Below are 23,636 nucleotides of genomic sequence, written 5' to 3'. Positions count from 1 at the left end.
TGGACCTGTAGCTCAGTTGGTTAGAGCGTCCGGCTGATAACCGGGAGGTCACAAGTTCGAATCTTGTCAGGTCCACCACTTTCTTTCGCAATAAACACCCCAGCGAGAGCCGAGTCGCCGCTGGGGTGTTTATTACTGTCTCCGTGGGGGTTTAGCTCAGCTGGGAGAGCGCGGGCTTTGCAAGCCTGAGGTCAGGGGTTCGATCCCCCTAACCTCCACCATGATGGACCTGTAGCTCAGTTGGTTAGAGCGTCCGGCTGATAACCGGGAGGTCACAAGTTCGAATCTTGTCAGGTCCACCATCAAAACTGTGAAGAGCCTCGGGGCAATTGCCTCGGGGCTTTTTTCTTGTCTGCGATAAATCTCATTTTGGTTTTGTGTGCTGGGCGAAAGATTGGGTAGTATAGCTATTCAATGCGGCGGGCTGCCGCGTGTTAACCGCTACGTACCGGAGGTGTTCCATGGTTCGTGTCGACATAGAGACCATCGTCATGGCCGCCGGTCCCGTGCCATCGCTTATCGTGCTTCGTGAGCGCAGCAGCAAATCGGACTCGCCCGCGCCACTGCGCTCCCTTTCCATTCAGACTGGTTCGTTTGAAGCTGCTGCCATCAGCCGCGGCATCGATAGCGGCCGCGCCGAGCGCCCGATTACCCATGACCTGCTGCTCGATACCGTTGACGCCCTGGGCGCCAAGCTCGAGCGCATCGAGATCGTTCGCGCCGAGCCGCCGGTGTTCTACGCGACGATCGTCGTACTGGCCGATGGCGCCGAGCGCAAGATCGACGCCCGCCCCAGTGACGCCATTGCCCTTGCCGTGCGCAGCAATGCCCCCATGTTTGTGGAGGACGACATCATGAATCGCCTGGGCACTGTTTCCACCCACGCCGAGGATGTCGACGACGAGCAGGAGTTCGAGAAGTTCGACGAGTTCGTCCATACGCTTTCCCCCGATGACTTCTAAATGTCTGGCACGCGAGCGGAGAGGTCGCTGATGGGTACCCGCGTATCGGCTGAAGCGGCCGCCATCGCGCGTGAAGCCCAGATGCGCTCGGAGGCTTCTGAGGCGGCTCGCATTGCCTATGTGACGCAGGCCCGCACGCTTCGCGAGCGCCGCGGCTCGTTTATCAAGATGGTTGTCGTCTCCGTCCTTGTCGCGGCAATCTGTTCGCGCCTTCGTGGTACAGTTGGTGCGCTTGGGTTTTCGATTTCAACAGGCTTGGTAATCTGGGGTGTGGTCGATGCAGTAATGCTGACCAGCCAGATCAAGGTACTCGACAAGCGCGCGATGGATATGATGCGCGCCCGCGACGCTGCCGCCAAGATCGCTGCCGAGGCACAAGAACTGTAACGACGCCAGACTCGATGGGAAGGTCTAAAGATGGCACAGGATATGCAGGACGCCGGTAACGTCTCCGCCGAGCTCGACGCCATGGTGTGTGACCTGATTGGTGCGTTCTTGGACGACCTTGCCGCCGGCGAGAATCCGGGTGTAGTTGTGGCGATCGAGGACGCTGCTTCCAACCGTTATCTGGCGGCGCTCGATGAGGATGGCGAGGAGGCGTGCCTCGAGGCGGCCACCAACTTTATCTCCGAGCACAAGATGGGTCTTAAGGACGAGGGCCTGGGCCGCATCGCCCGCTATGCCATCGGCTACACCGGTTGTGTCGAAATTGACGGCGGCTATCACGACGCCCTGCTCGTGAGCTTCTTCGAAACCACGCTCGAGAGCGGTTTTTCGGCATACGTGCTGTATGAGGGCATGGGTGCCGGCGATGGTTTTATGTGGAGCGACCCTGAACCTGCAGGTGAGGAAACCCCTCTTATCTAAAATCGCTAAAATAAACGAGTTTTCGGTAAAAGGCTCAATATTCCCGCTGAGCGTTGTATCGCTGGGCGGGCCGCATACGCGTGCCGTTTGTATATTATGGATAGAAGATAGGGGAACTACATGCGCGTAGACAATCTGAGGAACATCGCCATCATCGCCCACGTCGACCACGGCAAGACGACGATGGTCGACAAGCTCCTGCGTGCCACGGACGCCTTCCGTGCCAACCAGCAGGTCGAGGACCGCGTCCTGGACTCCAACGACCAGGAGCGCGAGCGCGGCATTACGATTCTCGCCAAGAACATCTCTATCGAGTACAAGGACGTCAAGATCAACGTCATCGACACCCCGGGCCACGCCGACTTTGGCGGCGAGGTCGAGCGCGTGCTGCGTATGGCCGACGGCGCCCTGCTGCTGGTTGACGCTTTTGAGGGCCCCATGCCCCAGACCCGCTTCGTGCTGCGTCACGCTATCGACACCGGCCTCAAGATCATGATCGTTATCAACAAGATCGATCGTCCGGGCGCCAACCCCGAGAAGGCCTACAACGACTGCCTGGACCTTATGGCCGACCTGGGTGCCACCGACGACCAGCTCGAGTTCGCCATGGAGCACGTGGTCTACGCCAGCGCCATGAACGGCTTTGCCCGTCTTGACCCCAACGACGGCAACATGGACATGTATCCGCTGCTTGATATGATCATCGACGACATGCCCGCCCCCGAGGTTGACGAGAACGCCCCGCTGGCCATGCAGTGCGTGACCATCGACCACTCCAACTTTGTCGGCCGCATCGGCATCGGTCGCGTGTATTCCGGCGCCATTCACCAGGGCGATCAGATCCTGGTTGTCAAGAACGACGGCTCCAGCGCAACTGCTACCGTCAAGCAGCTCTTTACCTTCGACTACCTGGGCCGCACCGAGTGCCAGGAAGTCGGCGCCGGCGACATTGCCGCCGTTGTCGGTATTGACCGCACCGATATCGGCGATGTCTACACCGACCCCGAGAACCCCGTTGAGCTCGAGCCCATCGAGATCGACCCGCCGACTCTGTCCATCGTCTTTGAGGCTTCGACCTCCCCGCTCGTCGGTCGCGACGGCGACATCGTGGGCGCCCGTCAGCTCAAGGAGCGCCTGTTCAACGAGGCCGAGAACAACGTGACCATGAAGATCGAGGAGCTCGAGGACAAGAGCGGCGTCGAGGTCTCGGGCCGCGGCATCCTGCACCTGTCCGTCCTGATGGAGTCCATGCGCCGCGAGGGCTTTGAGTTCCAGGTCGGCCGTCCCCGCGTTCTGTTTAAGAAGGACGAGAACGGCAACAAGATGGAGCCCGTCGAGCAGGCCGTCGTCGAGTGCCCGGACGAGTACTCGGGCAAGGTCGTTGAGGTCTTCGGTACCTCCGGCGGTATCATGACGAGCATGGATACCTCGGGCATCGTGACGCACCTTGAGTTTAAGATCCCGACGCGTGGCATCATGGGCCTTAAGAACCGCATCATGAACGTCACCCACGGCGAGGGCGTGTTCTACCACACCTTCCTGGAGTACGGTCCCTACGCCGGCGAGATCGGCAACCGTCAGAACGGTGCCATGATCTCCATGACCACCGAGAAGGCCGTTGCCTATGCCCTGGGCACGCTGCAGGAGCGCGGCCAGCTGTTTGTTGAGCCGGGCACCGAGTGCTACGAGGGCATGATCGTGGGCGAGCGCAGCAAGGCCGGCGACATGGTCGTCAACATCGCCCGTACCAAGAACCTGGGCAACCAGCGTTCCTCGACCTCCGACATCTCCGTGCAGCTGGTGCCGCCTCGCACCTTCTCTCTGGAGGAGGCGCTGGAGTACATCGCCGACGACGAGCTGGTGGAGATTACTCCCAAGAACATCCGCCTGCGCAAGCGTCTGCTCAACGCCACCGACCGTAAGAAGGCAGCCGTCCGCGCCGGCCAGGTCAACAAATAAGCGCTGGGGCTTATAACTGCCAATAAGAAAGGGCGTCGACCGCAATGGTCGGCGCCCTTTTTGGTGCAATGGGATCAGGTTGCTTTGCGCCACCACAAAGGTGCCTGGCCCTTTTGTGGTGGTTGGCGGCTAGGCGGTGGGGAGTCCTGGCGTGTTAGCCGGCTGCTGCGGCTTGAGGTGGGCGTTGCGCCAGATGATCTGGATGGCGTAGCCGAGCGTGAAGACGAAGGCTACACCGCTGACAAAGTTGCCCATAAGAGGAAGTGCCGTGAGTGCGCCCGCGACGATACCGCCCACGGCGGCCATGGCGTAGCGGTTTTGGTTGTGTCCGACCATGCGCGCGACCGCGGTGCCCGTAAATGCCGCCGAGACCAAAGCGATGCCGATGACGCCGCACATGAGGGCGGCGGCGAGCGACAGGCCTGCAATCGAGATGATGAGCAGCAGCACGGCGGGAGCGACGGCGACCGTGCCCAGAAGACCACTTACCCACAGCGGCATGGGACGCTGATGGAGCATGCCGGCAGCGCTGGCGGTTGCGCGTGGAAAGACAAGCTCAAGCAGGATGGCGACAAAGCAGGTGGAAAGCGCCGCGGCAACGATGCCGCCGATAATGTCGTTGGCCGTAGAGGTGTTCTCGTTCTCGGTCCGGTCGATCTTGAGAGCTCCGACCTGGGCGCCCTCGGCCCGCTCGGGGTCCTGTGAGACGTGGGCGTTCACCGTGCCGGTGATGCGGGCGTTTTTACCCAGGATGAGCTTGTCGGCCCAGACCTCAACATCGCCATCGACGGTGCCGTCGATGGTTACGGTGTCGCCGGCAAGCGCCGCCGATTTGGCGGAGCCGCGCAGGGCGACCGTTTCGCCTGCCGCGTAAAAACAGTTGGCGGTGCTGCCGGTGTTGAGCACGACGTGCTGGCCGGCCACCGTGACGCTGCCATCGATTGCGGTTTTGGCGATATCGATGGTGCGTGCCGCCAGACGAACGGCGCCGCCTACGGTGCAATCGCGAATCGACAGGTTCTCACCCGCCGCGATAATATCGCGGCCGATGGAGGCGTCGTCTAGGTTGAGACTTTGGCCGGCCCAGTACAGGTCGCCTTCGATACCGGACGGAGTTGAGTCAACTTCGGTTGCGAGCACGTTTCCCGCGGTGTCGGTGCCGGCGAACGACACCGTGGGAAGTGCGGTGAGCGCGAGCGCAATCAGCGCGAATAGGATGGTGATGCGGGCCTGCGCTTTGTGGCGCCGGATCGACGGTACTTGGTTGCAAGGCATAGTGAATCCTTCGTTAGATACTCGACAGGTATCTAACAGGGTACCCAACGCGCGGGCGCTCTAAAAGAATCTCTCGGTTGCATTTCGAGGGGTTGTGCTGTGCTACCTACTTTTTACGGTGCAAAAAGCGCGCGATGTCTTCCTCGGTAGGGCTTTTAATGTCAAAGCGCAGTGATAGCCAACGCAGCCCCATGGTCACCACAACGCATACGACCAGCGCGGCAACATTGCTCATGAGGCCGCTCATGACGAGGGCTACATAGCTTGCCGATCCGGCGATGGCCGCGATGGCATAGAAGTTGGTGCGTTGGAAAATGCCCGGGACCACGCCCATAAAGCCGTCGCGCAGCATGCCGCCGCCCACGGCGGTAAAGAAGCCCATCATGATACATACGGCGGGCGCAAATCCGTACACCAACGCCTTGTCCGCGCCGGTTGCTGCATAGATGCCGACCGAGATGATGTCGAGCAGGGGAATGAGTTTTTCGGGCTTATCGACGATTGCCGGGAAGATATAGATGATGGCGGCTGTGGCGATGGAGAGCGGTAGTGCCATGGGCTGGTTGAGGATGTAGACGTTGCCGACCTGGAGCGTCATATCGCGCAAAAGACCGCCGCCCAGACCGCAGACCACCGCGAGCGCGACCGCGCCCACCAGGTCGAGCTTGTGCTCGCGAGCGACCAGCACGCCCGAGATCGATGCCGCGACAACGGCGAACATCTCGAGCCAAAATGGGATAGCGACCATGGCATCCGAGGCGTGTGAAGTAACAGTCATAGCGGCGACGACGGGCAAGATGAGGTCCTTTGATTCTCGGGTTTGAACAATGCCCGTACATAGTACATGGTTGGCGGCGATTGAGACCCTATTGCTCGGCAAACGGTAGGGACTGGGAACGGTCATGGGTACCAAACATGTACATCAGCCTCCAAAGATGCCGAAAAATGTTGTTTTTGGAGGGTGATGTACATGTTTGAGATTCAAGGTGAAATCGAAAGCAATGGGGGACGTGGCTGAATAGGAGGGATGTCCAAATTTTGAGCGGAGCTCAAAATTTATTCGGTCGGCTTATGCCGACCGCGCTGCGCTAAAAACGCGCCACTGGCGCGTTTTCTTTACGCTCCGCGTCCTGACGGGTTCGAATCCCTCCTCCTCCGCCGTATTTGTTTGTAAGGGACTCTAAACAAAAAAGCCCCCGTTTTCGGGAGCTTTCTCAACCAAAATGGCGGAGGAGGAGGGATTCGAACCCTCGTGACCTTATACAGGCCAAACGGTTTTCGAGACCGCCGCATTCAACCACTCTGCCACCCCTCCGCGTGGGGTAAAAACAAAGCAGGCTCGAAGGCCTGCTTTGGAATTAACTGGCGGAGAGTCAGGGATTTGAACCCTGGAGACGCTTTTGACGCCTACACGATTTCCAATCGTGCTCCTTCGGCCACTCGGACAACTCTCCGTTAAATGCGAAAGTCAGTATACACGAGGAATCGCAAAGTGCAAACAGAAAAGTTGGCATTTTTTAAAACGCCTTGCCGCGCTTGACGTTGCAGTGGGGTTTAAAGTGCCAAAAAACGGCTTCCGACCAGCGTGGTTGATCAACTCAATTGTTCAAAAAAGGGTATTCATAAGCGACTTGGCAATGAATTTAAAAATCTTTGGGTGGTGCTGTGGGCCACTGGTATGCATTTTGCGACCACAGCCTTGTGCCCGTTAACCTGCGGCTTGGCTCAGCTTGTCCCCGCGGCACCGTATCTTGTCCACAAATCCGTCAAGCTCTTGGTCGGCATTTGGTTGGAATGCGCATGAAACGTCGTGCGAATATGGGCATATGTGGAGGTCATGAGGTTGTAGCTGCATATTCTTGCGGCCTAGGAGGTTGAAAGATATTATTACCAAGTCTTTTCCTGCTTCAGGCGCACCTTCACGACCTGAAGCCACATTTGCCCAGAGGAGGTGACAATATGAAGGCTTATGAACTGCTGTTCTTTGTTGACCCGTCGCTCGACCCCGAGACTCGTCTCGCTGTTATGAAGCGTATCGATACCACGATCGCTGAGGGCGCTGGCAAGGTCGACTCCGTTGACGAGTGGGGCAAGCGCAAGCTCGCCTACGAGATCAACGACCTCACCGATGGTGACTACACCCTCATCAACTTCCACGCAGATCCTACCCAGATCGCCGAGCTTGATCGCGTCCTGCGCATCACCGACGCTGTGGTCCGCCACATGATCGTCCGTCGTGACGACCAGGAGTAAGACTGTCGTTTTGGACTGGGCTTGTGCCCCAAGAGGAAGTAGTGAGTTATGAGCATCAATCGAGTGAACATCACCGGTAACCTCACCCGCGATCCCGAGCTGCGCGCCACCGCCGGCGGAACCCAGGTTCTGTCCTTTGGCGTCGCCGTGAACGATCGTCGCCGCAACGCGCAGACTGGCGAGTGGGAGGACTATCCCAACTTTGTCGACTGCACCATGTTCGGCACCCGCGCCGAGGCCGTGAGCCGTTTCCTGGCAAAGGGAAACAAGGTCGCGATCGAGGGCAAGCTGCGCTACAGCTCTTGGGAGCGCGACGGCCAGCGCCGGAGCAAGCTTGAGGTCATCGTCGATGAGATCGAGTTTATGAGCTCCCGTGGTGGCCAGGGTGGCTACGATCAGGGCGGTTACGCCCCCGCAGCTCCCGCGCCCGCAGCACGTCCTGCCGCACCGGTGGCTACGCCGCCCGCGGTCGACGTCTACGATGAGGACATCCCGTTCTAAGGGTTGTTCACCTATTTTTGAGTGAGAGGCGGCTTCGGTTCGCCGAAGTTGCCAAATGAAAGGTATTTTGACATGGCTAATGATATTTCTGCACGTCAGCCGCGTCGTAAGTACTGCCAGTTCTGCAAGGAGAACACTGAGTTCATCGACTATAAGGACACTCAGCTTCTCCGTAAGTACATGACCGACCGTGGCAAGATCAAGCCCCGTCGCGTCACTGGCGCTTGCACGCAGCATCAGCATGACATCGCCAATGCCATCAAGCGCGCCCGCGAGATGGCACTCCTGCCGTACACCGTCCCCGTGGTTTCCTCTCGTGGCAACCGCGACCGCGGCTAAGAAGGGAGACGCATCATGAAGGTTATTCTTCTCGATGAGATCAAGGGCAAGGGCGGCGAGGGTGACGTCGTAGAGGTCGCTCAGGGTTACGCTGAGAACTTCCTGTTCCCCAAGAAGCTCGCTGTTGCCGCCACCAAGGGCAACCTCAAGCAGCTTGACGAGCGTCGCAACAACATCGCCAAGCGCGAGGCCGTCCGTCTGGCTACCGCCAACGAGACCAAGGCTGCCTTCGAGGGCAAGACGGTCACCGTTGACGTCAAGGTCGGCGACGAGGGCATCCTCTTTGGCTCCGTTACCGCCGCTATGATCGCTGACGCCATCAAGGCTCAGCTCGGTATGGACATCGACCGCAAGCGCGTCGAACTCGGTAAGCCCATCAAGGTTGCCGGTGCCCACACCGTTGCCATCTCGCTGTACCGCGAGATCAAGGCCGAGGTTGTCGTTCTCGTCGGCGTTACCGCCGAGGAGCTCGCTGCCGAGGCTGAGGTCGAGGAGGCCGCTGAGGTCGCCGAGGCCGAGACCGCCGAGGTCGAGACTGAGGCTGCTGCCGAGTAGCATTTGCTGCAACGCAACAATCTTGTTCTAAGAAGGGCGCTCTGGGAAACCAGGGCGCCCTTTTGTTTTTTGCGCTGAGTGAGTGTCATGGTGAACGTTGCGTCGAAGTCCTATATACAGGACCGTTCATCCGTTTGGTTCGGTGATGATTGGCGGCGCGCGGCGCGTTTTGGGACCGTGGCTGATACTATGGATGCTCGCAAGCGATATGAATGAGGATGCTCATGGCGTATGACGATAGGGAGGCCGGGCTGACGGTTGAGGACCGCGGCTCAAAGTTGGGTCTTCCCCAAAACCAAGATGCAGAGGCCAATGTGCTGGCCGCTATGCTGCTATCGCCCGAGGTGGTCGAAGAGGCGCAGGTCGAGCTGCAGCCCGATGACTTCTACCGGCCCATTCATAAGACCATCTATACCGCGATGGTCGATATGTACAACAGCCGCATTCCCATCGACTCCATCTCGCTGATCGATTACCTGCGAAGCATCAACAAGCTTGATGCCGTGGGCGGCGAGGCCTACATTTTGGAGTTGATGGGTCAGACCCTTTCGCTCGTGAACTGGCAGCACCATGCCGCCATCGTTCGCCGCGATTCGATGCTGCGTGAGCTGATCGGCGCCACCAACGAGATCAACGCGCTGGCATATAACGCCCCCACCGACACCAAAGAGGTCGTGGAGCTAGCCGAGAGCAAGCTGCTCAAGGTCACGGCGCGCGAGGTTAAGTCGAGCTACAAGACGCTGACCGAGTTTATGGTCGAGGCCTATAACGAGGCCGAGGAAGTGTGCCAGGCCGGTGGCCAGGCTGCGGGCGTGCCCACGGGTTTCCCATCGCTCGACCGCATGCTCATGGGTTTCCGCGAGGGTCAGCTCATCATCATCGGCGCCCGCCCTGCTGTGGGTAAGACGTCGTTCGCCCTGAATCTGGCGCTCAACGCTGCCGCTGCCGGTTATACCGTCGGCTTCTTCTCGCTGGAGATGTCGGGCAAGGAAATTGCCCAGCGCCTGATTTGCGCCTACGCCATGATCTCGATCAGTGACTTCCGCATGGGCCGCATTAGCCCCGAGCAGTGGGCCAATATCAACGAGGCCACGCAGACCTTGTCCAAGCTCGATATTCTGATTGACGATACGCCTGGCACCACAGTGACCGAGATTCGCGCCAAGAGCCGCCGCATGCTCCACAACAAGGAGAAGGCCATCATCATCCTGGACTACCTGCAGCTGGTGAGTCCTCCGCCGGGACGCCGCTCCGAGAGCCGTACCGTCGAGGTCTCCGAGATGTCGCGTGGTCTGAAGATCATGGCCAAGGAGCTCAAGATCCCGCTCATTGCGCTGTCGCAGCTCTCGCGTCAGGTCGAATCCCGTACCGGCAAGCGCCCGCAGCTTTCCGACCTTCGTGAATCGGGCTCCATCGAGCAGGACGCCGATATCGTTATGTTCTTGGACCGCTCCGCCGACGAGGCCGAAGCCTCGCGCGACGATCGACCCGACGAGGGCGTTACGCGTATCGTCGTGGCCAAGAACCGTTCGGGCCCGATCGGCGACGTCGACCTGATGTTCCTGCCGGCATCCACCAAGTTCTATGAGCTTGATGGGGCACATGCCGAGGAGTAGGACAGGCGCCCGTTGCACGGGTATACTGGGAATGTTTTGTGCTTCTGCGTGCCGGCGTGGCGCGTAGACAGTCCATGAATGTAAGGAGTAAACATGCCGTCAACCGTTTTGGTCGGTGCCCAGTGGGGCGATGAGGGCAAGGGTAAGATTTGCGACCTGGTCGCCGGCGACTTCGATGCCGTCGTGCGCTACTCGGGCGGCAACAACGCCGGCCACACCATCGTCGTCAACGGCAAGAAGTACGGCCTGCACCAGGTGCCCTCCGGCATCATGTATTCCGACCACGTGTCGGTGATCGGTAACGGCTGCGTCGTCAACCCCAAGGTTGTCCTTGAGGAGATCGACATGTTCGAGGCCGACGGCATCACCACCAAGAACCTCAAGATTAGCGGCAATGCGCATGTCATCATGCCGTACCACATCGATCTGGATGGCGCCTTTGAGCAGAAGCTCGGCAAGAAGAACATCGGTACCACCAAGCGCGGCATCGGTCCGTGCTACCAGGATAAGATGGCCCGCATCGGCCTGCGCATGCAGGACATGCTGGACGAGGCACTGTTCCGCGACAAGCTGGAGACCGCTCTTGCCCGCGTGAACCCCGAGCTCGAGCTCATCTACAACCTGCCCACCTACACCGTGGACCAGATTTGCGACGAGTACCTGCCCATGGCCGAGCGCCTGCGTCCCTACATCACCGAGACGAGCCTGCTGCTCAACAACATGATCGATGAGGGCAAGGACCTGCTGTTTGAGGGCGCCCAGGCGACGCTGCTCGACATCGATCACGGCACCTATCCGTACGTGACGTCTTCCAACTGCACCGCCGGCGGCGCCATCACCGGTTCTGGCGTGGGCATGAAGAACGTCGACCGCGTGCTGGGCGTCATGAAGGCCTATATCACCCGCGTCGGTTCGGGCCCCATGCCCACCGAGCTTTCCTATGAGTCCGAGGCCGGCCACACGCTGACCGAGGAGGGCTATGAGTACGGCGTGACCACCGGTCGCCGTCGTCGTTGCGGCTGGTTTGACGGCCCTATCGCCAACTATGCCTCGCGCGTCAACGGCCTCACCGACATCGCCGTGACCAAGCTCGACGTGCTTTCGGCCTTCGACACCATCAAGGTGTGCGTGGCCTACGACGTCGATGGCGAGCGCTACACCAGCGTGCCCGAGCATCAGGTGCGCTTTGAGCATGCCAAGCCCATCTACGAGGAACTCCCCGGCTGGAAGTGCGACATCACCGGTTGCCGCAGCTTTGATGAGCTGCCGCAAGAGGCTCAGGACTACGTGGCGTTTATCGAGGATCTGGCACACACCCGCGTGACGTTTATTGGCGTTGGCGCTGGTCGCGAGCAGATCATCAACCGATTCTGGAAGTAATCGGGACTATTTGGTTATTGCGATATACCCCTTTGCAGCCCGGACGGGCGGCCGAGGGGTATATTTGCTTGCAAAGGGCTCGCGCGGAGCGGGCCATTCATCCATAGAGGAGGCACCCTTGAAGGCGGACACTCAAACCATCGACATCCTGTTGTTGGGCAGCGGCGGCCGTGAGCATGCTTTGGCAGCTAAGCTCGCGGCATCACCGCGCGCCGGCAAGCTCTACATCGCGCCGGGCAACGGCGGCACCGCGAGCTGCGGCGAGAACGTTGTTCTCGACGACTGCGATCCTGCGGCCGTGGCGGCGTTTGCGCAGAGCCACGGATGCGGACTCGTGGTAATTGGCCCCGAGGCTCCGCTCGTGGCGGGCGTGGCCGACGCCGTGCGCGCGGCAGGTATTCTCTGCTTTGGCCCGGGTGCCGAGGGCGCCCAGATGGAGGGCTCCAAGCTGTTCTCCAAGCAGCTCATGGAGCGCGCGGGCATTCCGACGGCAGCCTACGGCTCGTTTACCGACGAGGCTTCGGCTCTCGCCTACGTGCGCGAGCAGGGCGCCCCGCTGGTCGTCAAGGCCGACGGCCTTGCCGCGGGCAAGGGCGTCATCGTGGCGATCGAACTTGAGCAGGCCGAGGAGGCCGTGCGCGAGTGCTTTGGCGGCACCTTTGGCGATGCCGGCAACACCGTGGTTATCGAGGAGATGCTGACCGGCCCCGAGTGCTCGCTTTTGGCCTTTACCGACGGCAAGACCGTGCGCCCCATGGCCACCTCGCAGGACCACAAGCGCGCGCTCGAGGGCGACAAGGGTCCCAACACCGGCGGCATGGGCGTCTACAGCCCGGTGCCCATCGTGACCGACGAGGAGCACGCCACCATGGTGGCGGTCATGGAGCAGACCGTTGCCGAGCTTGCTGCCGAGGGCATCGACTACCGCGGCTGCCTGTATGGCGGCTTTATGCTCACCCCCGCCGGCCCCAAGGTGCTGGAGTTCAACGCCCGCTTTGGCGACCCCGAGACGCAGGTCGTGCTCCCGCGCCTTAAGAACGACCTGGTCGAGGTCATGCTGGCCTGCGCCAACTGCGAGCTCGATCAGATTGAGCTCGACTGGCGTGACGAGTGGGCCGTGGCCGTTGTCCTGACGAGTGCGGGCTATCCCGGCAGCTACGAGAAGGGCAAGGTCATCACCGGTATTGCCGATGCCGAGGCCATGGAGAACGTGACCGTGTACCACGCGGGCACTGCCGTGGTGGACGGCCAGCTCGTGACCAATGGTGGCCGCGTGCTTGCCGTGACCGCTCTGGGCGACACGTTCGAGAACGCTCGCAACCTTGCCTACGAGGCCTGCGAGAAGATTGATTTTGAGGGTAAGACCCTGCGCCACGACATCGGCCTGCGTGCGCTGCGCGGCCGCGACGCCTGGGATGCCTAAAATCCGAGAGGAATGAGACGGATGGACGAGAAGAACGAAGAGCTCGTGGACGCACAGATCGTCGAGGAGGACAGCCGCATGTATGGGCACGCCGAGGGCGAACCTGGTGGCGAGGTCGCTGACGAGCCGGCGCTGGTGCTGGGCGACGACGACCCGCACGATGCCGAGCTGCACGAGAAGATTCTTTCGGAGGAGTGCGCCTGGAAGGGCAAGATCCTCGACGTCCACCGTCTTGAGGTTGAGCTGCCCAACGGTCGCCGCAGTGCCCGCGATATCGTTCGCCATCCGGGTGCGGCGGCCGTTGTGGCGCTGACCGAGAGCGGCAAGATCGTACTGGTGCGTCAGTACCGCACCGCCATCGACCGCGTGACGGTCGAGATTCCCGCCGGCAAGCTCGACCCGGGCGAGGACCCACTCGATTGCGCTAAGCGCGAGCTACACGAGGAGACGGGCTTTAGGGCCGGTCGCATTCGCTTTTTGACGTCGATTGTCACGTCCTGCGGTTTTTGCGACGAGATCATTCACATCTACTTGGCTACCAAGCTGGAGTTTGATGCGCCCAGCCCCGACGATGACGAGTTTGTCAACGTTGACCTGGTGCCGCTGCACGAGCTGATCGACGCCGTGCTCGACGGCAAGATCGAAGACGCCAAGACCGTCGTGGGCGCCTTGGCCTGCGATAGCATCGCGCATCGCCTTGGGGGCGCGGAGCTCTAGGTTACGCGGTTTTACCAAACCGCGTAACGAGTCGACGCTGCAAACGCCCCTAAGCGGCAATCTGCCTTTCAATCGCCGCTCGCGTACCGAAGTACGCGTCGCTCCTCTTTCAAGGCACCTTGCTCGCTTAGGGACGTTTTCGCTGACGCTGCCAGAACATCGGCGTTATGCTTGTTGGGACGCTTTGTTTTCAGCCTGACCGGTTCAACCGGATTTCTCACGCTATTTATTTCTCTTCGAGGATTGCATGTTTAAAAGGTTTCTTTCGTACTACAAGCCCCAGATGGGGCTTTTTGTTGCTGATACTGTTTGTGCTCTGGTGCTTGCCGCCATTGACCTGGCGTTCCCCATTATCCTGCGCAATTTGACCGGTGGGCTCTTTACTCAGGGTCAGGCTGTCATTATGCAGGCGCTCGGCATGATTGCGGTGGGCTTGGTGCTGATGTATGCCGCCCGCTGCGCCTGCCGCTATTTTGTGAGCTATTGGGGTCACGTGATGGGCGCGCGTATGGAGTCCAAGATGCGCGAGGACCTGTTTGACCAGTATGAGCGCTTTAGCTTTGCGTACTTTGACCGCAACAGCTCGGGCGACATGATGAGCCGCGTGGTCAACGACCTGTTCGATATCTGCGAGGCGGCGCACCACGTGCCCGAGTGGATCATCATCTGCGGCATCGAGATTATCGGCTCGTTTGTGATCCTCTTTACCATCGCCCCGGTGCTGGCGCTCGCCATGGCCGTGGTGACGGCGGCGTTTGCGGTCATCATGTTTTGGCAGAACATGCGCATGCGCGAGGTCTTTAGCGACAACCGCAAAAAGATCAGCGGCATCAATGCGCAGCTGCAGGATTCGCTGGCGGGCATGCGCGTGGTCAAGAGTTTTGCCAATGAGGAGACCGAACGCTTCAAGTTCCGCGCCTCCAACAATCGCTATCTTTCGTCCAAGGAGAACATGTATCACGCCATGGGCGTCTATACCGCGACGTATGGCCTGCTCTCGGGTGTGCTCTATGTGATCGTGGTGCTGCTGGGCGGCTGGCTGGTCGCCCAGGGACAGCTGCAGGCGGTCGATATGGCGACCTTTGCACTCTATATTTCGCTGTTCTGCACGCCGCTCGAGACACTCGTCAATTCGGCCGAAACGTATCAGAAGGCCATCGCCGGCTTTAAGCGCATGGACGAGGTGCTCTCGACCGCGCCGGATATCCAGGACAAGCCGGGCGCTACGGATCTGCAGGTGACTGCCGGCGCCGTGGAGTATCACGACGTGTGCTTTAACTACGAGGACGTTGAGCTGGGCGAGGGCGATGCCGAAGAGCGTCCCGTTATCGACCATATGAATCTGTCCATCAAGCCTGGGCAGACCATCGCTTTGGTTGGCCCTTCGGGCGGCGGCAAGTCCACGACCTGTTCGCTGCTGCCGCGCTTTTATGACGTGGCTGCCGGATCCATTAGCATCGACGGCCAGGACGTGCGCGATGTGACGCAGCAGAGCCTGCGTCGCGCCATCGGCCTGGTGCAGCAGGATGTCTATCTGTTTGACGGCACGATTGGCGAGAACATCGCCTACGGCAAGCCGGGCGCTACGGCAGGAGAGATCGCCGAGGCCGCCCGTCGCGCCAACATCGATGCCTTTATCGAGTCGCTTCCACAGGGTTATGACACGGTCGTGGGCGAGCGTGGCAGCCGTCTTTCGGGCGGACAGAAGCAACGCGTTGCCATTGCGCGCGTGTTTCTCAAGAACCCCAAGATCCTGATTTTGGACGAGGCGACGAGTGCTTTGGATAACGAGAGCGAGGAGGCGGTCCAGGAGTCGCTCGAAGAGCTGGCACGCGGCCGTACCACAATCATCATCGCCCACCGTCTCTCGACCATTAAACACGCCGATGAGATTGCGACCGTTGAGCATGGTCGCGTTGTGGAACGTGGCACGCATGAACAGCTTCTCGCCCGTGGCGGCACCTATGCCCGTTACTATCGAATGCAGTTCGAAGGTGCGCGTGCGCACGAGCTCGACTGATTGATATGACAGGAAGTTTATGGCTGACAAGAACCCTTTGACTCCGGAAGAAGTGACGGAGTTATTCTCCGAAATCGATGCATCCGGTGTCTTGGATCCCACGCTTGCCAAAAAGCGAACCGAGCGCATGCGTGAGAAGGAGGCTGCGGCCAAGCGCGGTGACAAAGCGGCGCTAGCGCAGCTGCGCAGCGAGGACCGCGCGAGCCAGGCAAAACATATCGACCCGCTGTCCGAGGATGATCCTTCGGGTTCGCAGGTGAGTCATACCATTACGAAGACCGCGATGGCCGTGGTCATTGGCATCTTGGTGCTGATTGTGGGCATGCAGATTGGCTACGGCGTGATGCGTCGCCTGAACACCGCCAACCTGTCCGAGAGCGTTTCGGTCGATACCGTTTCGACGGCGCTGAAGGGCGGCCTTGAGTGGGGCAACGGCTTTACGCAGTTCCCGCTCGACTTTACCGTCGATGAAGCCGATGAGCGTACGGGCACGGTCGAGGTGACGGTGTTGGACACATCGTCTGCCAACGAGCTCGAGCTGCTGTCCAACGGGCAGATTCAGGCCGCGGCGCTTGCGACCAACGCGTTGCTCAACGATAAGATCGACCGCGTGGTGTATAACGTTCACGCCTATATCGACGAGGATAGCAACATTCAGCACGATTCCTTCTTTGGCATGTTTCCCGCCCAGGGCCACCAGAGCGCCATCCTGACGTTCGTGTGGACCAAGAGCTCATCCAACGCTACGAGTATCGACTGGAAGATGCGCATCGTGAGTATGGATGACACCATCGCCGAGCGCATTCAGAAGCAGGTGAACTCGGTGTCGTCGTTGATTGAGGACCCGGTGGTGAGCCAGACCAAGATTGACGAGGAAAAGGCCGAACGTGACCTGGAGCATCGTCTGCATGGCCGCGAGATTTTCCGCGGCGGCAAGCCCGATCGCACACCGTCCGAACTGCTGGAGCAGGACAAGATAAAATAAGACGCCATCATCCCGCGTGAGCCACAAGCCCCGCGGGATGATTTTTCCGGGACGGGGATTAAAAAATCATTATGCATAGAAAGTCATAATTATCATTTCGTAAACATTTCGATGAAATTAACGCCATGAGGCATGCTTGCGGTTACAATACCGCGAGGCCTAACTACACACCTTTAAGCCGGTCCTGTGAGACCGGGAAGGAGAATTATGGCGAACAACCATACCGCGGGCGCTGCCGCCCGCACCTTCGCGCCCAGCGAGCTTTGCCAGCGTATGCTGGCCAAAACCAGCAAGGGCGCCTGCGGTCCCTGTATCCTGTATCTTGAGGATGGGACCATTTTTTATGGACGTGCATGCGGCGCCGAGGGCACCGCGACCGGCGAAGTCTGCTTCAACACCTCGCTTGAGGGCTACTTTGAGGTCATGACCGACCCGAGTTATGCCGGCCAAATTGTAACCATGACCTATCCGCAGATCGGCAATTACGGTATCGACGAGACCGATGTCCAGTCGGCCTTCCCCGGCGACGCCGTGCGCCCTGCGAGCGCTCCGGCTATGCGCGGCATGATCGTTCGCGACATGTGCGCCACGCCTTCTAACTGGCGCTCGGCCGTCAGCGTGCCGGAGTACCTGCGCGCTCACGGCATCGTCGCTATCGAGGGTGTCGACACCCGCGCTCTGGTGCGCCATCTGCGCGACAATGGTTCCAAGATGGGCATTATCTCGACAGAGATCTTCGACGTCGACGAGCTCGCCGAGCGTCTGGACGCAGCGCCCACGCTGGTGGGCGAGAACCTGGTCAAGACCGTGAGCTGTCCCGCGCCTCACGAGCTTGTGGCCGCCGACCTGCCTGCCACGCATGGCTTTGCGCTTGTGGCTGCCGCTCCTGCCCGTCACAAAGTGGTCGCCTACGACTGCGGTGTGAAGCGCGGTATTCTGGAGGGCCTGGTCCGTGCCGGCTGCGACCTCACCGTCGTGCCGTGGGATACGCCCGCCCAGCAGGTGCTCGACATGAATCCTGATGGCGTCTTTTTGTCCAACGGCCCCGGCGACCCCGATGCCGTGGTGGAGACCTACGAGCAGGTGCAGCAGCTGATCGGCAAGGTGCCGGTCTTTGGTATTTGCCTGGGTCACCAGATGATCAGCTTGGCCTGCGGCGCCCAAATGGAAAAGCTTAAATTCGGTCACCGTGGCGGTAACCAGCCGGTTATGAATCTGGTGAGCCGTCGCGTGGAGATCACCGCGCAAAACCACGGCTTTGGCCTGCTGTTCCCCAGTCTGGGCAAACTGATTCCGGAGCTTTCCGGCGGCGAAACCGAGCATGCGGCCGATGGCGACCTGCGCGCCTGGGTGCGTCGCGGCGTCGCGCCGGTCGTGATGAACGAGCGCTTTGGTCGCATTCGCCTGACACATGTGAACCTCAACGACGGCACCGCCGAGGGCATCCAGCTGCTCGACGCCCCGTGTTTCTCGGTCCAGTACCACCCCGAGGCTTCGCCCGGCCCCACCGATGCCCACTATCTCTTTACCGCCTTTACGCGACTCATGGACGGCGAGGAGAACTACCTGGACATCGACACCGCGAAGGACCGCCTCGCCGGCTGGAATTTCGCCGAGTCCGAGAACGCTGCGACCGAGGAGAACTAACATGCCTAAACGTACTGACATCAAGCGCATCCTCGTTATTGGTTCGGGCCCCATCGTTATTGGCCAGGCCTGCGAGTTCGACTACTCCGGCGCCCAGGCCTGCAAGGTGCTCAAGGAGGATGGCTTTGAGGTCATCCTGGTCAACTCCAATCCGGCGACCATCATGACCGACCCGGGCTTGGCCGACCGCACCTATGTTGAGCCTATCACCGCCGAGTTTATCGAGCGCGTGATCAAGAAAGAGCGCCCGGACGCGCTGCTGCCCACGCTGGGCGGCCAGACCGGTCTGAACGCCGCCGTCGAGCTGGCAAAGGACGGCACGCTCGACAAGTACGGCGTCGAGATGATCGGCTGCGACCTGGCCGCTATCGAGCGCGGCGAGGACCGCAAACTCTTTAACGAGGCCATGGCCGAGATCGGCCTGGAGGTCGCGCGCTCGGGCTATGCCTACAGCGTGGCCGACGCCGAGGCTATCGCCGAGCGCGTGGGATATCCCTGCGTACTGCGTCCGAGCTTTACCCTCGGTGGCGCCGGCGGCGGCATCGCGCATACCCACGAGGAGCTCGTCTCCATCGTGAGCCAGGGCCTTGAGCTCTCGCCTGCCCATGAGGTGCTGGTCGAGGAGTCCATCGAGGGTTGGAAAGAGTATGAGATGGAGGTCATGCGCGACCACGCCGGCAACGGCATCATCGTGTGCTCCATCGAGAACCTCGACCCCATGGGCGTGCACACCGGCGACTCCATCACCGTGGCGCCAGCGCAGACCCTCTCCGACCTTGAGTACCAGCGCATGCGTGTCGCGTCGCTCGCCATTCTGGAGAAGATTGGCGTCGAGACCGGCGGCTCCAACGTGCAGTTTGCCGTGAACCCCCAGACCGGCCGTCTGATCGTCATCGAGATGAACCCGCGCGTGAGCCGTTCGTCCGCACTGGCCTCCAAGGCCACGGGCTTCCCCATCGCCAAGGCCGCCGCTCGCCTGGCCGTGGGCTACACGCTCGACGAGATCGTCAACGACATCACCAAGGCAACGCCCGCCTGCTTTGAGCCCACGATCGACTACTGTGTGGTCAAGGTGCCGCGCTTTGCCTTCGAGAAGTTTAAGGGTACCGACCCCACGCTCACCACGCGCATGAAGGCCGTGGGCGAGATTATGGCGATCGGCCGCACCTTTGAGGAGGCCTTCGGCAAGGCCATGCGCTCACTGGAGGACGGTCACCAGGGCATCTGCGCCGGTGGCAAGGAGGGTGCCGACAAGCTGAGCGACGATGAGCTCGCTCAGGCCGTGGCAACCCCGACCGAGCACCGCATCTTCTTTGTGGTCGAGGCCCTGCGCCGTGGCTGGGACATCGCCCACATCCATGCCATCTGCGGTATCGATCCGTGGTACCTCAACCGTATCAACGACATGGTGCAGGTCCAGGAGAGCATCCGCGGCCTGCGTGTGGAGGATATCGACGCCGACGCGATGCGCCTGCTCAAGCAGTACGGCACGAGCGACGCCGAGATTGCCGCGCTGACCGGCTCGGACGAGCGCTTTGTGCGCGCCTATCGCAAGGGTCTGGGCGTGGTTCCCAGCATGAAGACGGTCGATACCTGCGCTGCGGAGTTTTCGAGCGCCACGGAGTACCACTACAAGACGTACGAGAACATCTACCGCACGAGCCCGGATGCCAAGAAGTGCGTGGCTCCCGACGAGACCACGCCGGCGGACAAGCCCAAGGCGATGATCCTGGGCGCCGGCCCCAACCGCATTGGCCAGGGTATCGAGTTCGATTACTGCTGCGTGCACGCGAGCTACGCGCTGGCGGCCCGCGGCTTCGAGACCATCATGGTCAACTGCAATCCCGAGACCGTCTCGACCGACTATGACACGTCCGACCGTCTGTACTTTGAGCCGCTCACCTACGAGGACGTCATGGACGTTATCGATGTCGAGCGCCCCGACGGCGTCGTGGTGACGCTCGGCGGCCAGACCCCGCTTAAACTGGCGCGCATGCTCGAGGAGAGCGGCGTCAACATTATGGGCACAAAGCCCGACGCCATCGACTTTGCCGAGGACCGCGAGCGCTTTGCCGCCCTACTCGACAAGCTGGGCATTATGTACCCGCCGGCGGGTCAGGCCACCTCGTTTGAGGAGGCCGAGGCCGTGGCCGCGCACATCGGCTACCCGCTGCTGGTGCGTCCGAGCTACGTGCTGGGTGGCCGCGGCATGATGATCGCCTACGATGCCGGGCATCTACGCGATTACATGGCCGAGGCTGCGCGCATTAGCCCCGACTACCCGGTGTACCTCGACCGCTTCCTGGAGGGTGCGATTGAGTCCGATGTCGATGCCCTGTGCGACGGCGAAGAGGTCTACATCGGCGGCATCCTGGAGCATATTGAGGAGGCCGGTATTCACTCCGGCGACTCTGCGACCTGCATTCCGCCGTTTAGCTTTAGCGAGAGCCTGCAGGCGAAGCTCCGCGAGACCACGCGCCGCATCGCGATGGCGCTGGGCGTACGCGGCCTGGTCAACGTGCAGTATGCCATCAAGGGCGAGACCGTCTACGTGATCGAGGCCAACCCGCGTGCCAGCCGTACCGTGCCGTTTATCTCCAAGGCCACCGGCGTGCCGCTGGCCAAGTGCGCGGCGCGTATCATGGCGGGCGATTCCATCGCGAGCTTGGGCCTGCCGAGCGATGAGCGTCAGCTGGACTGGTTCTGCATGAAGGAAGCCGTTATGCCCTGGGGCCGTTTCCCCGGTGCCGACGTCATCCTGGGGCCCGAGATGAAGTCGACGGGCGAGGTCATGGGTATCGCCAAGAGCTATCCCGAGGCATACGCCAAGACGCAGCTGGCGATTGACTACAAGTTGCCCGACCCGAGCGTCGGCAAGGTGTTCATCAGCGTGTGCGACCGCGACAAGCGCCATATCCTTTCGGTCGCCCGCATCCTGCGCTACCTGGGCTTTGACATCTGCTCTACCGAGGGTACGGCGCGCGTGCTGCGTGGAGGCAACGTGACGTGCGAGATCGTGGAAAAGATCAGCGGCCCGCACGACGGCGAGCGCCCCAACATCGGCGATCTCATCGCCGATGGCAAGATTGCGGTGATCATCAACACGCCGTACGGTCCAGGCTCGCGTGGCGACGGCTATCTGCTGCGTACCGAGGCGGTGCGCCGCGGCGTGACCTGCGTGACCGCGATGTCTGCCGCTAACACGTATGTGAGTGCCATCGAGGCGGTGCGCGAGGACCAGCAGGGTCACGGCAGCGCCAACGACATGGGCATGGACGTCATCGCCCTGCAGGACCTGCCGCAGCACACGGTGTAATGTGACCTGGTCGGTCGGGGCGGCAGCCGGACACTTTCTCTCGGAAACTGGGCTTCGCGAAGTTATCCGAGAGAAAGGACCGCCTCCCGCCCCGGCCTACGGTGACTCGGCTGCACCGTGTGCTGCCGAAGGGGCTTTGCGCGATGACTAGGGCTGAAAAAGAAAGTGAGTGTGGGCTCCGCCGTTCGTTCGAACGGCGGAGCCCACGTTTTGGATTTATTGGGCTGTGGCGGTGAAGGTTGTTTTGTCGGCGGCGATGTGCACGTGTAGCTTTGCCTGACCGTCGCAGCTGATGAGCACGCCTACCTCGAACGGGGTTCCCGTCTTGTCGTAGGTCGAACGCACGATGCGCATCGCCGCCTTACCGGTGTTCTGTCCCAAAAGGCGCGCCTCATGCTTGTCGAGGTTGACCGTCTCGTAGACGGCATCGACGCTTGCGGGCAGGATGCCGGTCTTTTCCGCGATGTAGGCGTAGAGCGAGCCATCCACGTCTTTGCGTGTGAGCTCGGGGCAAAGTGACACGAGGATATAGACGTAGTTGAGCTCCATGGGTTTGTCGTTGGCGAGACGCAGGCGGCGAATCTCCCAGACGGGTGTCCCTTCGGGCACTTTGAGCCCAGAGGCGATGCCGCGGACGGCCGGTATGCTTGAAAAGGCGAGAATCTGCGAGCTCGGAACCCGTCCCGCTTCGCGCATCCGCGCGCTGAAATTCAGGGCCAGGTCGATGCCGGGTGCTGAGGTTTGGGGTTTGATGAACGTGCCCTGCCCACGTTTGCGCACCACGCGCCCCTCGATGACGAGATCTTGGAAGCAACGGCGCACGGTCGCGCGCGATAACTCTAGCCGTTCACAGATTTCGAGCTCGCGTGGCAGCGGCGTCTTGGTGTCGAACGCCTGGCTGGCGATAAGCAGGGCGATTCGATGTTTAAGTTGGACATAGAGCGGCGTATCACCGCTGCGGTCGAAGGGTTCGGAGGCGAGAAACGAGATCATATCCATGGGGTACCTCCATGTCGTGGGCGTACGTGACATGGTCTGACACTGCGGGGCAAACCGGAGATGCCAGGCCCGATTCTTGCTGGTATGTATGGTGCATAAGGAACATAAAACATTTATCAGACAATCTACCTGCTATTTTAAAAATAATTAGAAGAAAAAATAATTTAGGCACAAAAATAGTTGCTACCGTTAACCGATGAATAGTTGCCGTTCGCAACTATTTTCTTGTACCGAACATGCCCCGGCGCAACAATAATCTCAGCAAAAAGCAAAGCCGTGCGACACACGGCAGGTCGAGAGGAGACCGCATGCGGTATCTGGTAATGGTCAGTCACGGAACGCTCGCTCCCGGACTGCACAGTGTCCTCAAGATGCTCGGCAATGACGCCCCGAACATCTTGTCGACGAGTCTCGTGGACGGCATGGGCGCTGACGAGTATGTCGAGAACGTCAAGGCGATGCTCGCTCCCGTTACCGCCGATGACGAGGTTGTCCTGCTTGGTGACATCCTGGGCGGATCGCCGCTCACCAATGCCATGAACACGCTGGCCGAGAAGGGCCTGCTCGCCCACACCATTGCCTTCGGCGGTATGAATCTGCCCATGGCTATGACCGCCATGATGGGGCTTGCCACCATGGACCTGGATTCCCTCAAGCAGATGATGCTGCAGGAGGGCAAGAACGGTATGTCCGAGCTCGTTGTCCCGACCGATGACGCCGATGACGAGGACGACGACATCTAGGCAGCGCATCCGCCCAAATTTTTGTGATGGAGCGGGGGTTAAGAGGAAAGACCCCCGGTGATAAAGAAAGGGAGAACGC

General features: G+C 60.6%; 20 protein-coding genes and 5 tRNA genes. 20 read left to right on the top strand and 5 right to left on the bottom strand.

Going from position 1 to position 23,636, the window contains the following annotated elements:
- The first annotated feature begins 1 nt into the window (after position 1).
- The 7 genes from PMW70_RS06950 (at position 2) to typA (ending at position 3,788) form a co-directional block, all read left to right on the top strand.
- Positions 2-78: transfer RNA gene (locus PMW70_RS06950), tRNA-Ile, on the top strand.
- Positions 79-145: 67 nt separating this feature from the next.
- Positions 146-221: transfer RNA gene (locus PMW70_RS06945), tRNA-Ala, on the top strand.
- Between the two features lie 4 nt (positions 222-225).
- A tRNA-Ile gene (locus PMW70_RS06940) sits at positions 226-302 on the top strand.
- 159 nt (positions 303-461) lie between these two features.
- The gene (locus PMW70_RS06935) at positions 462-962 is read left to right on the top strand and encodes a bifunctional nuclease family protein (protein WP_195535197.1); all 501 of its coding nucleotides are present in this window, start codon (positions 462-464) and stop codon (positions 960-962) included.
- 30 nt (positions 963-992) lie between these two features.
- Complete coding sequence (locus PMW70_RS06930; protein WP_117647793.1) at positions 993-1,349, top strand: hypothetical protein; 357 nt, start codon at positions 993-995, stop codon at positions 1,347-1,349.
- A gap of 30 nt (positions 1,350-1,379) precedes the next feature.
- Entirely contained in the window at positions 1,380-1,829 is a 450-nt protein-coding gene (locus tag PMW70_RS06925; RefSeq protein ID WP_089572580.1) for a hypothetical protein, read from the top strand.
- A 120-nt stretch (positions 1,830-1,949) separates the two neighbouring features.
- On the top strand, positions 1,950-3,788 hold the full coding sequence (typA, locus tag PMW70_RS06920) for a translational GTPase TypA (protein ID WP_055287536.1): 1,839 nt from the start codon (positions 1,950-1,952) through the stop codon (positions 3,786-3,788).
- A gap of 129 nt (positions 3,789-3,917) precedes the next feature.
- Here typA and PMW70_RS06915 read toward each other — a convergent pair whose 3' ends face one another.
- The 4 genes from PMW70_RS06915 to PMW70_RS06900 all read right to left on the bottom strand — a co-directional run bounded on the left by PMW70_RS06915 (position 3,918) and on the right by PMW70_RS06900 (position 6,517).
- Positions 3,918-5,063 carry a bactofilin family protein gene (locus tag PMW70_RS06915; protein WP_117564022.1) on the bottom strand — a complete coding sequence of 382 codons (1,146 nt, stop codon included), beginning with the start codon at positions 5,061-5,063 and terminating at the stop codon, positions 3,918-3,920.
- A gap of 106 nt (positions 5,064-5,169) precedes the next feature.
- Positions 5,170-5,859, bottom strand: coding sequence for a trimeric intracellular cation channel family protein (locus PMW70_RS06910; protein WP_233539158.1), 690 nt, complete (start codon positions 5,857-5,859; stop codon positions 5,170-5,172).
- A gap of 428 nt (positions 5,860-6,287) precedes the next feature.
- A tRNA-Ser gene (locus tag PMW70_RS06905) sits at positions 6,288-6,378 on the bottom strand.
- A gap of 48 nt (positions 6,379-6,426) precedes the next feature.
- A tRNA-Ser gene (locus PMW70_RS06900) sits at positions 6,427-6,517 on the bottom strand.
- 505 nt (positions 6,518-7,022) lie between these two features.
- Between PMW70_RS06900 and rpsF the strand changes: the two genes are divergently transcribed.
- The 12 genes from rpsF (at position 7,023) to carB (ending at position 21,815) form a co-directional block, all read left to right on the top strand.
- Positions 7,023-7,316: a 30S ribosomal protein S6 gene (gene rpsF, locus PMW70_RS06895; protein WP_006235831.1), complete on the top strand. Its 294-nt coding sequence runs from the start codon at positions 7,023-7,025 to the stop codon at positions 7,314-7,316.
- A 48-nt stretch (positions 7,317-7,364) separates the two neighbouring features.
- Complete coding sequence (locus tag PMW70_RS06890; protein ID WP_006235830.1) at positions 7,365-7,817, top strand: single-stranded DNA-binding protein; 453 nt, start codon at positions 7,365-7,367, stop codon at positions 7,815-7,817.
- Positions 7,818-7,889: 72 nt separating this feature from the next.
- Positions 7,890-8,156, top strand: a complete 267-nt coding sequence (gene rpsR / locus PMW70_RS06885; protein WP_271744341.1) for a 30S ribosomal protein S18 — start codon at positions 7,890-7,892, stop codon at positions 8,154-8,156.
- A gap of 15 nt (positions 8,157-8,171) precedes the next feature.
- Positions 8,172-8,711 (top strand): 50S ribosomal protein L9, encoded by a 540-nt coding sequence (rplI, locus tag PMW70_RS06880; RefSeq protein ID WP_022094073.1) that lies wholly within the window; start codon positions 8,172-8,174, stop codon positions 8,709-8,711.
- A gap of 218 nt (positions 8,712-8,929) precedes the next feature.
- Positions 8,930-10,327 (top strand): replicative DNA helicase, encoded by a 1,398-nt coding sequence (gene dnaB, locus PMW70_RS06875; protein WP_271744362.1) that lies wholly within the window; start codon positions 8,930-8,932, stop codon positions 10,325-10,327.
- Positions 10,328-10,420: 93 nt separating this feature from the next.
- Positions 10,421-11,707, top strand: a complete 1,287-nt coding sequence (locus PMW70_RS06870) for an adenylosuccinate synthase (protein ID WP_022094075.1) — start codon at positions 10,421-10,423, stop codon at positions 11,705-11,707.
- Between the two features lie 118 nt (positions 11,708-11,825).
- Positions 11,826-13,130: a phosphoribosylamine--glycine ligase gene (gene purD / locus PMW70_RS06865; protein WP_117756931.1), complete on the top strand. Its 1,305-nt coding sequence runs from the start codon at positions 11,826-11,828 to the stop codon at positions 13,128-13,130.
- Between the two features lie 21 nt (positions 13,131-13,151).
- Positions 13,152-13,847 (top strand): NUDIX domain-containing protein, encoded by a 696-nt coding sequence (locus tag PMW70_RS06860; protein WP_187361800.1) that lies wholly within the window; start codon positions 13,152-13,154, stop codon positions 13,845-13,847.
- A gap of 247 nt (positions 13,848-14,094) precedes the next feature.
- Positions 14,095-15,867 (top strand): ABC transporter ATP-binding protein, encoded by a 1,773-nt coding sequence (locus PMW70_RS06855; protein ID WP_117756932.1) that lies wholly within the window; start codon positions 14,095-14,097, stop codon positions 15,865-15,867.
- Between the two features lie 19 nt (positions 15,868-15,886).
- Positions 15,887-16,852 (top strand): hypothetical protein, encoded by a 966-nt coding sequence (locus PMW70_RS06850; protein ID WP_117584038.1) that lies wholly within the window; start codon positions 15,887-15,889, stop codon positions 16,850-16,852.
- Between the two features lie 207 nt (positions 16,853-17,059).
- The gene (carA, locus tag PMW70_RS06845; RefSeq protein WP_271744338.1) at positions 17,060-18,499 is read left to right on the top strand and encodes a glutamine-hydrolyzing carbamoyl-phosphate synthase small subunit; all 1,440 of its coding nucleotides are present in this window, start codon (positions 17,060-17,062) and stop codon (positions 18,497-18,499) included.
- Position 18,500: 1 nt separating this feature from the next.
- Positions 18,501-21,815 carry a carbamoyl-phosphate synthase large subunit gene (gene carB, locus PMW70_RS06840; RefSeq protein ID WP_271744337.1) on the top strand — a complete coding sequence of 1,105 codons (3,315 nt, stop codon included), beginning with the start codon at positions 18,501-18,503 and terminating at the stop codon, positions 21,813-21,815.
- A gap of 216 nt (positions 21,816-22,031) precedes the next feature.
- Here the strand turns inward: carB and PMW70_RS06835 are convergent, their stop codons facing one another.
- Positions 22,032-22,814 carry a GntR family transcriptional regulator gene (locus PMW70_RS06835; protein WP_158550939.1) on the bottom strand — a complete coding sequence of 261 codons (783 nt, stop codon included), beginning with the start codon at positions 22,812-22,814 and terminating at the stop codon, positions 22,032-22,034.
- A 308-nt stretch (positions 22,815-23,122) separates the two neighbouring features.
- Here PMW70_RS06835 and PMW70_RS06830 point away from each other — a divergent pair, with 308 nt between their 5' ends.
- A complete protein-coding gene (locus tag PMW70_RS06830) occupies positions 23,123-23,557 on the top strand; it encodes a PTS sugar transporter subunit IIA (protein WP_089572603.1) in 435 nt (144 codons plus the stop codon).
- Positions 23,558-23,636: the final 79 nt, after the last annotated feature.

This window comes from Collinsella aerofaciens (genome assembly GCF_028209625.1).
In the GTDB taxonomy this organism is placed as follows: Bacteria; Actinomycetota; Coriobacteriia; order Coriobacteriales; family Coriobacteriaceae; genus Collinsella; species Collinsella aerofaciens_AM.
This window is presented reverse-complemented; position numbering and strand designations above follow the sequence as displayed.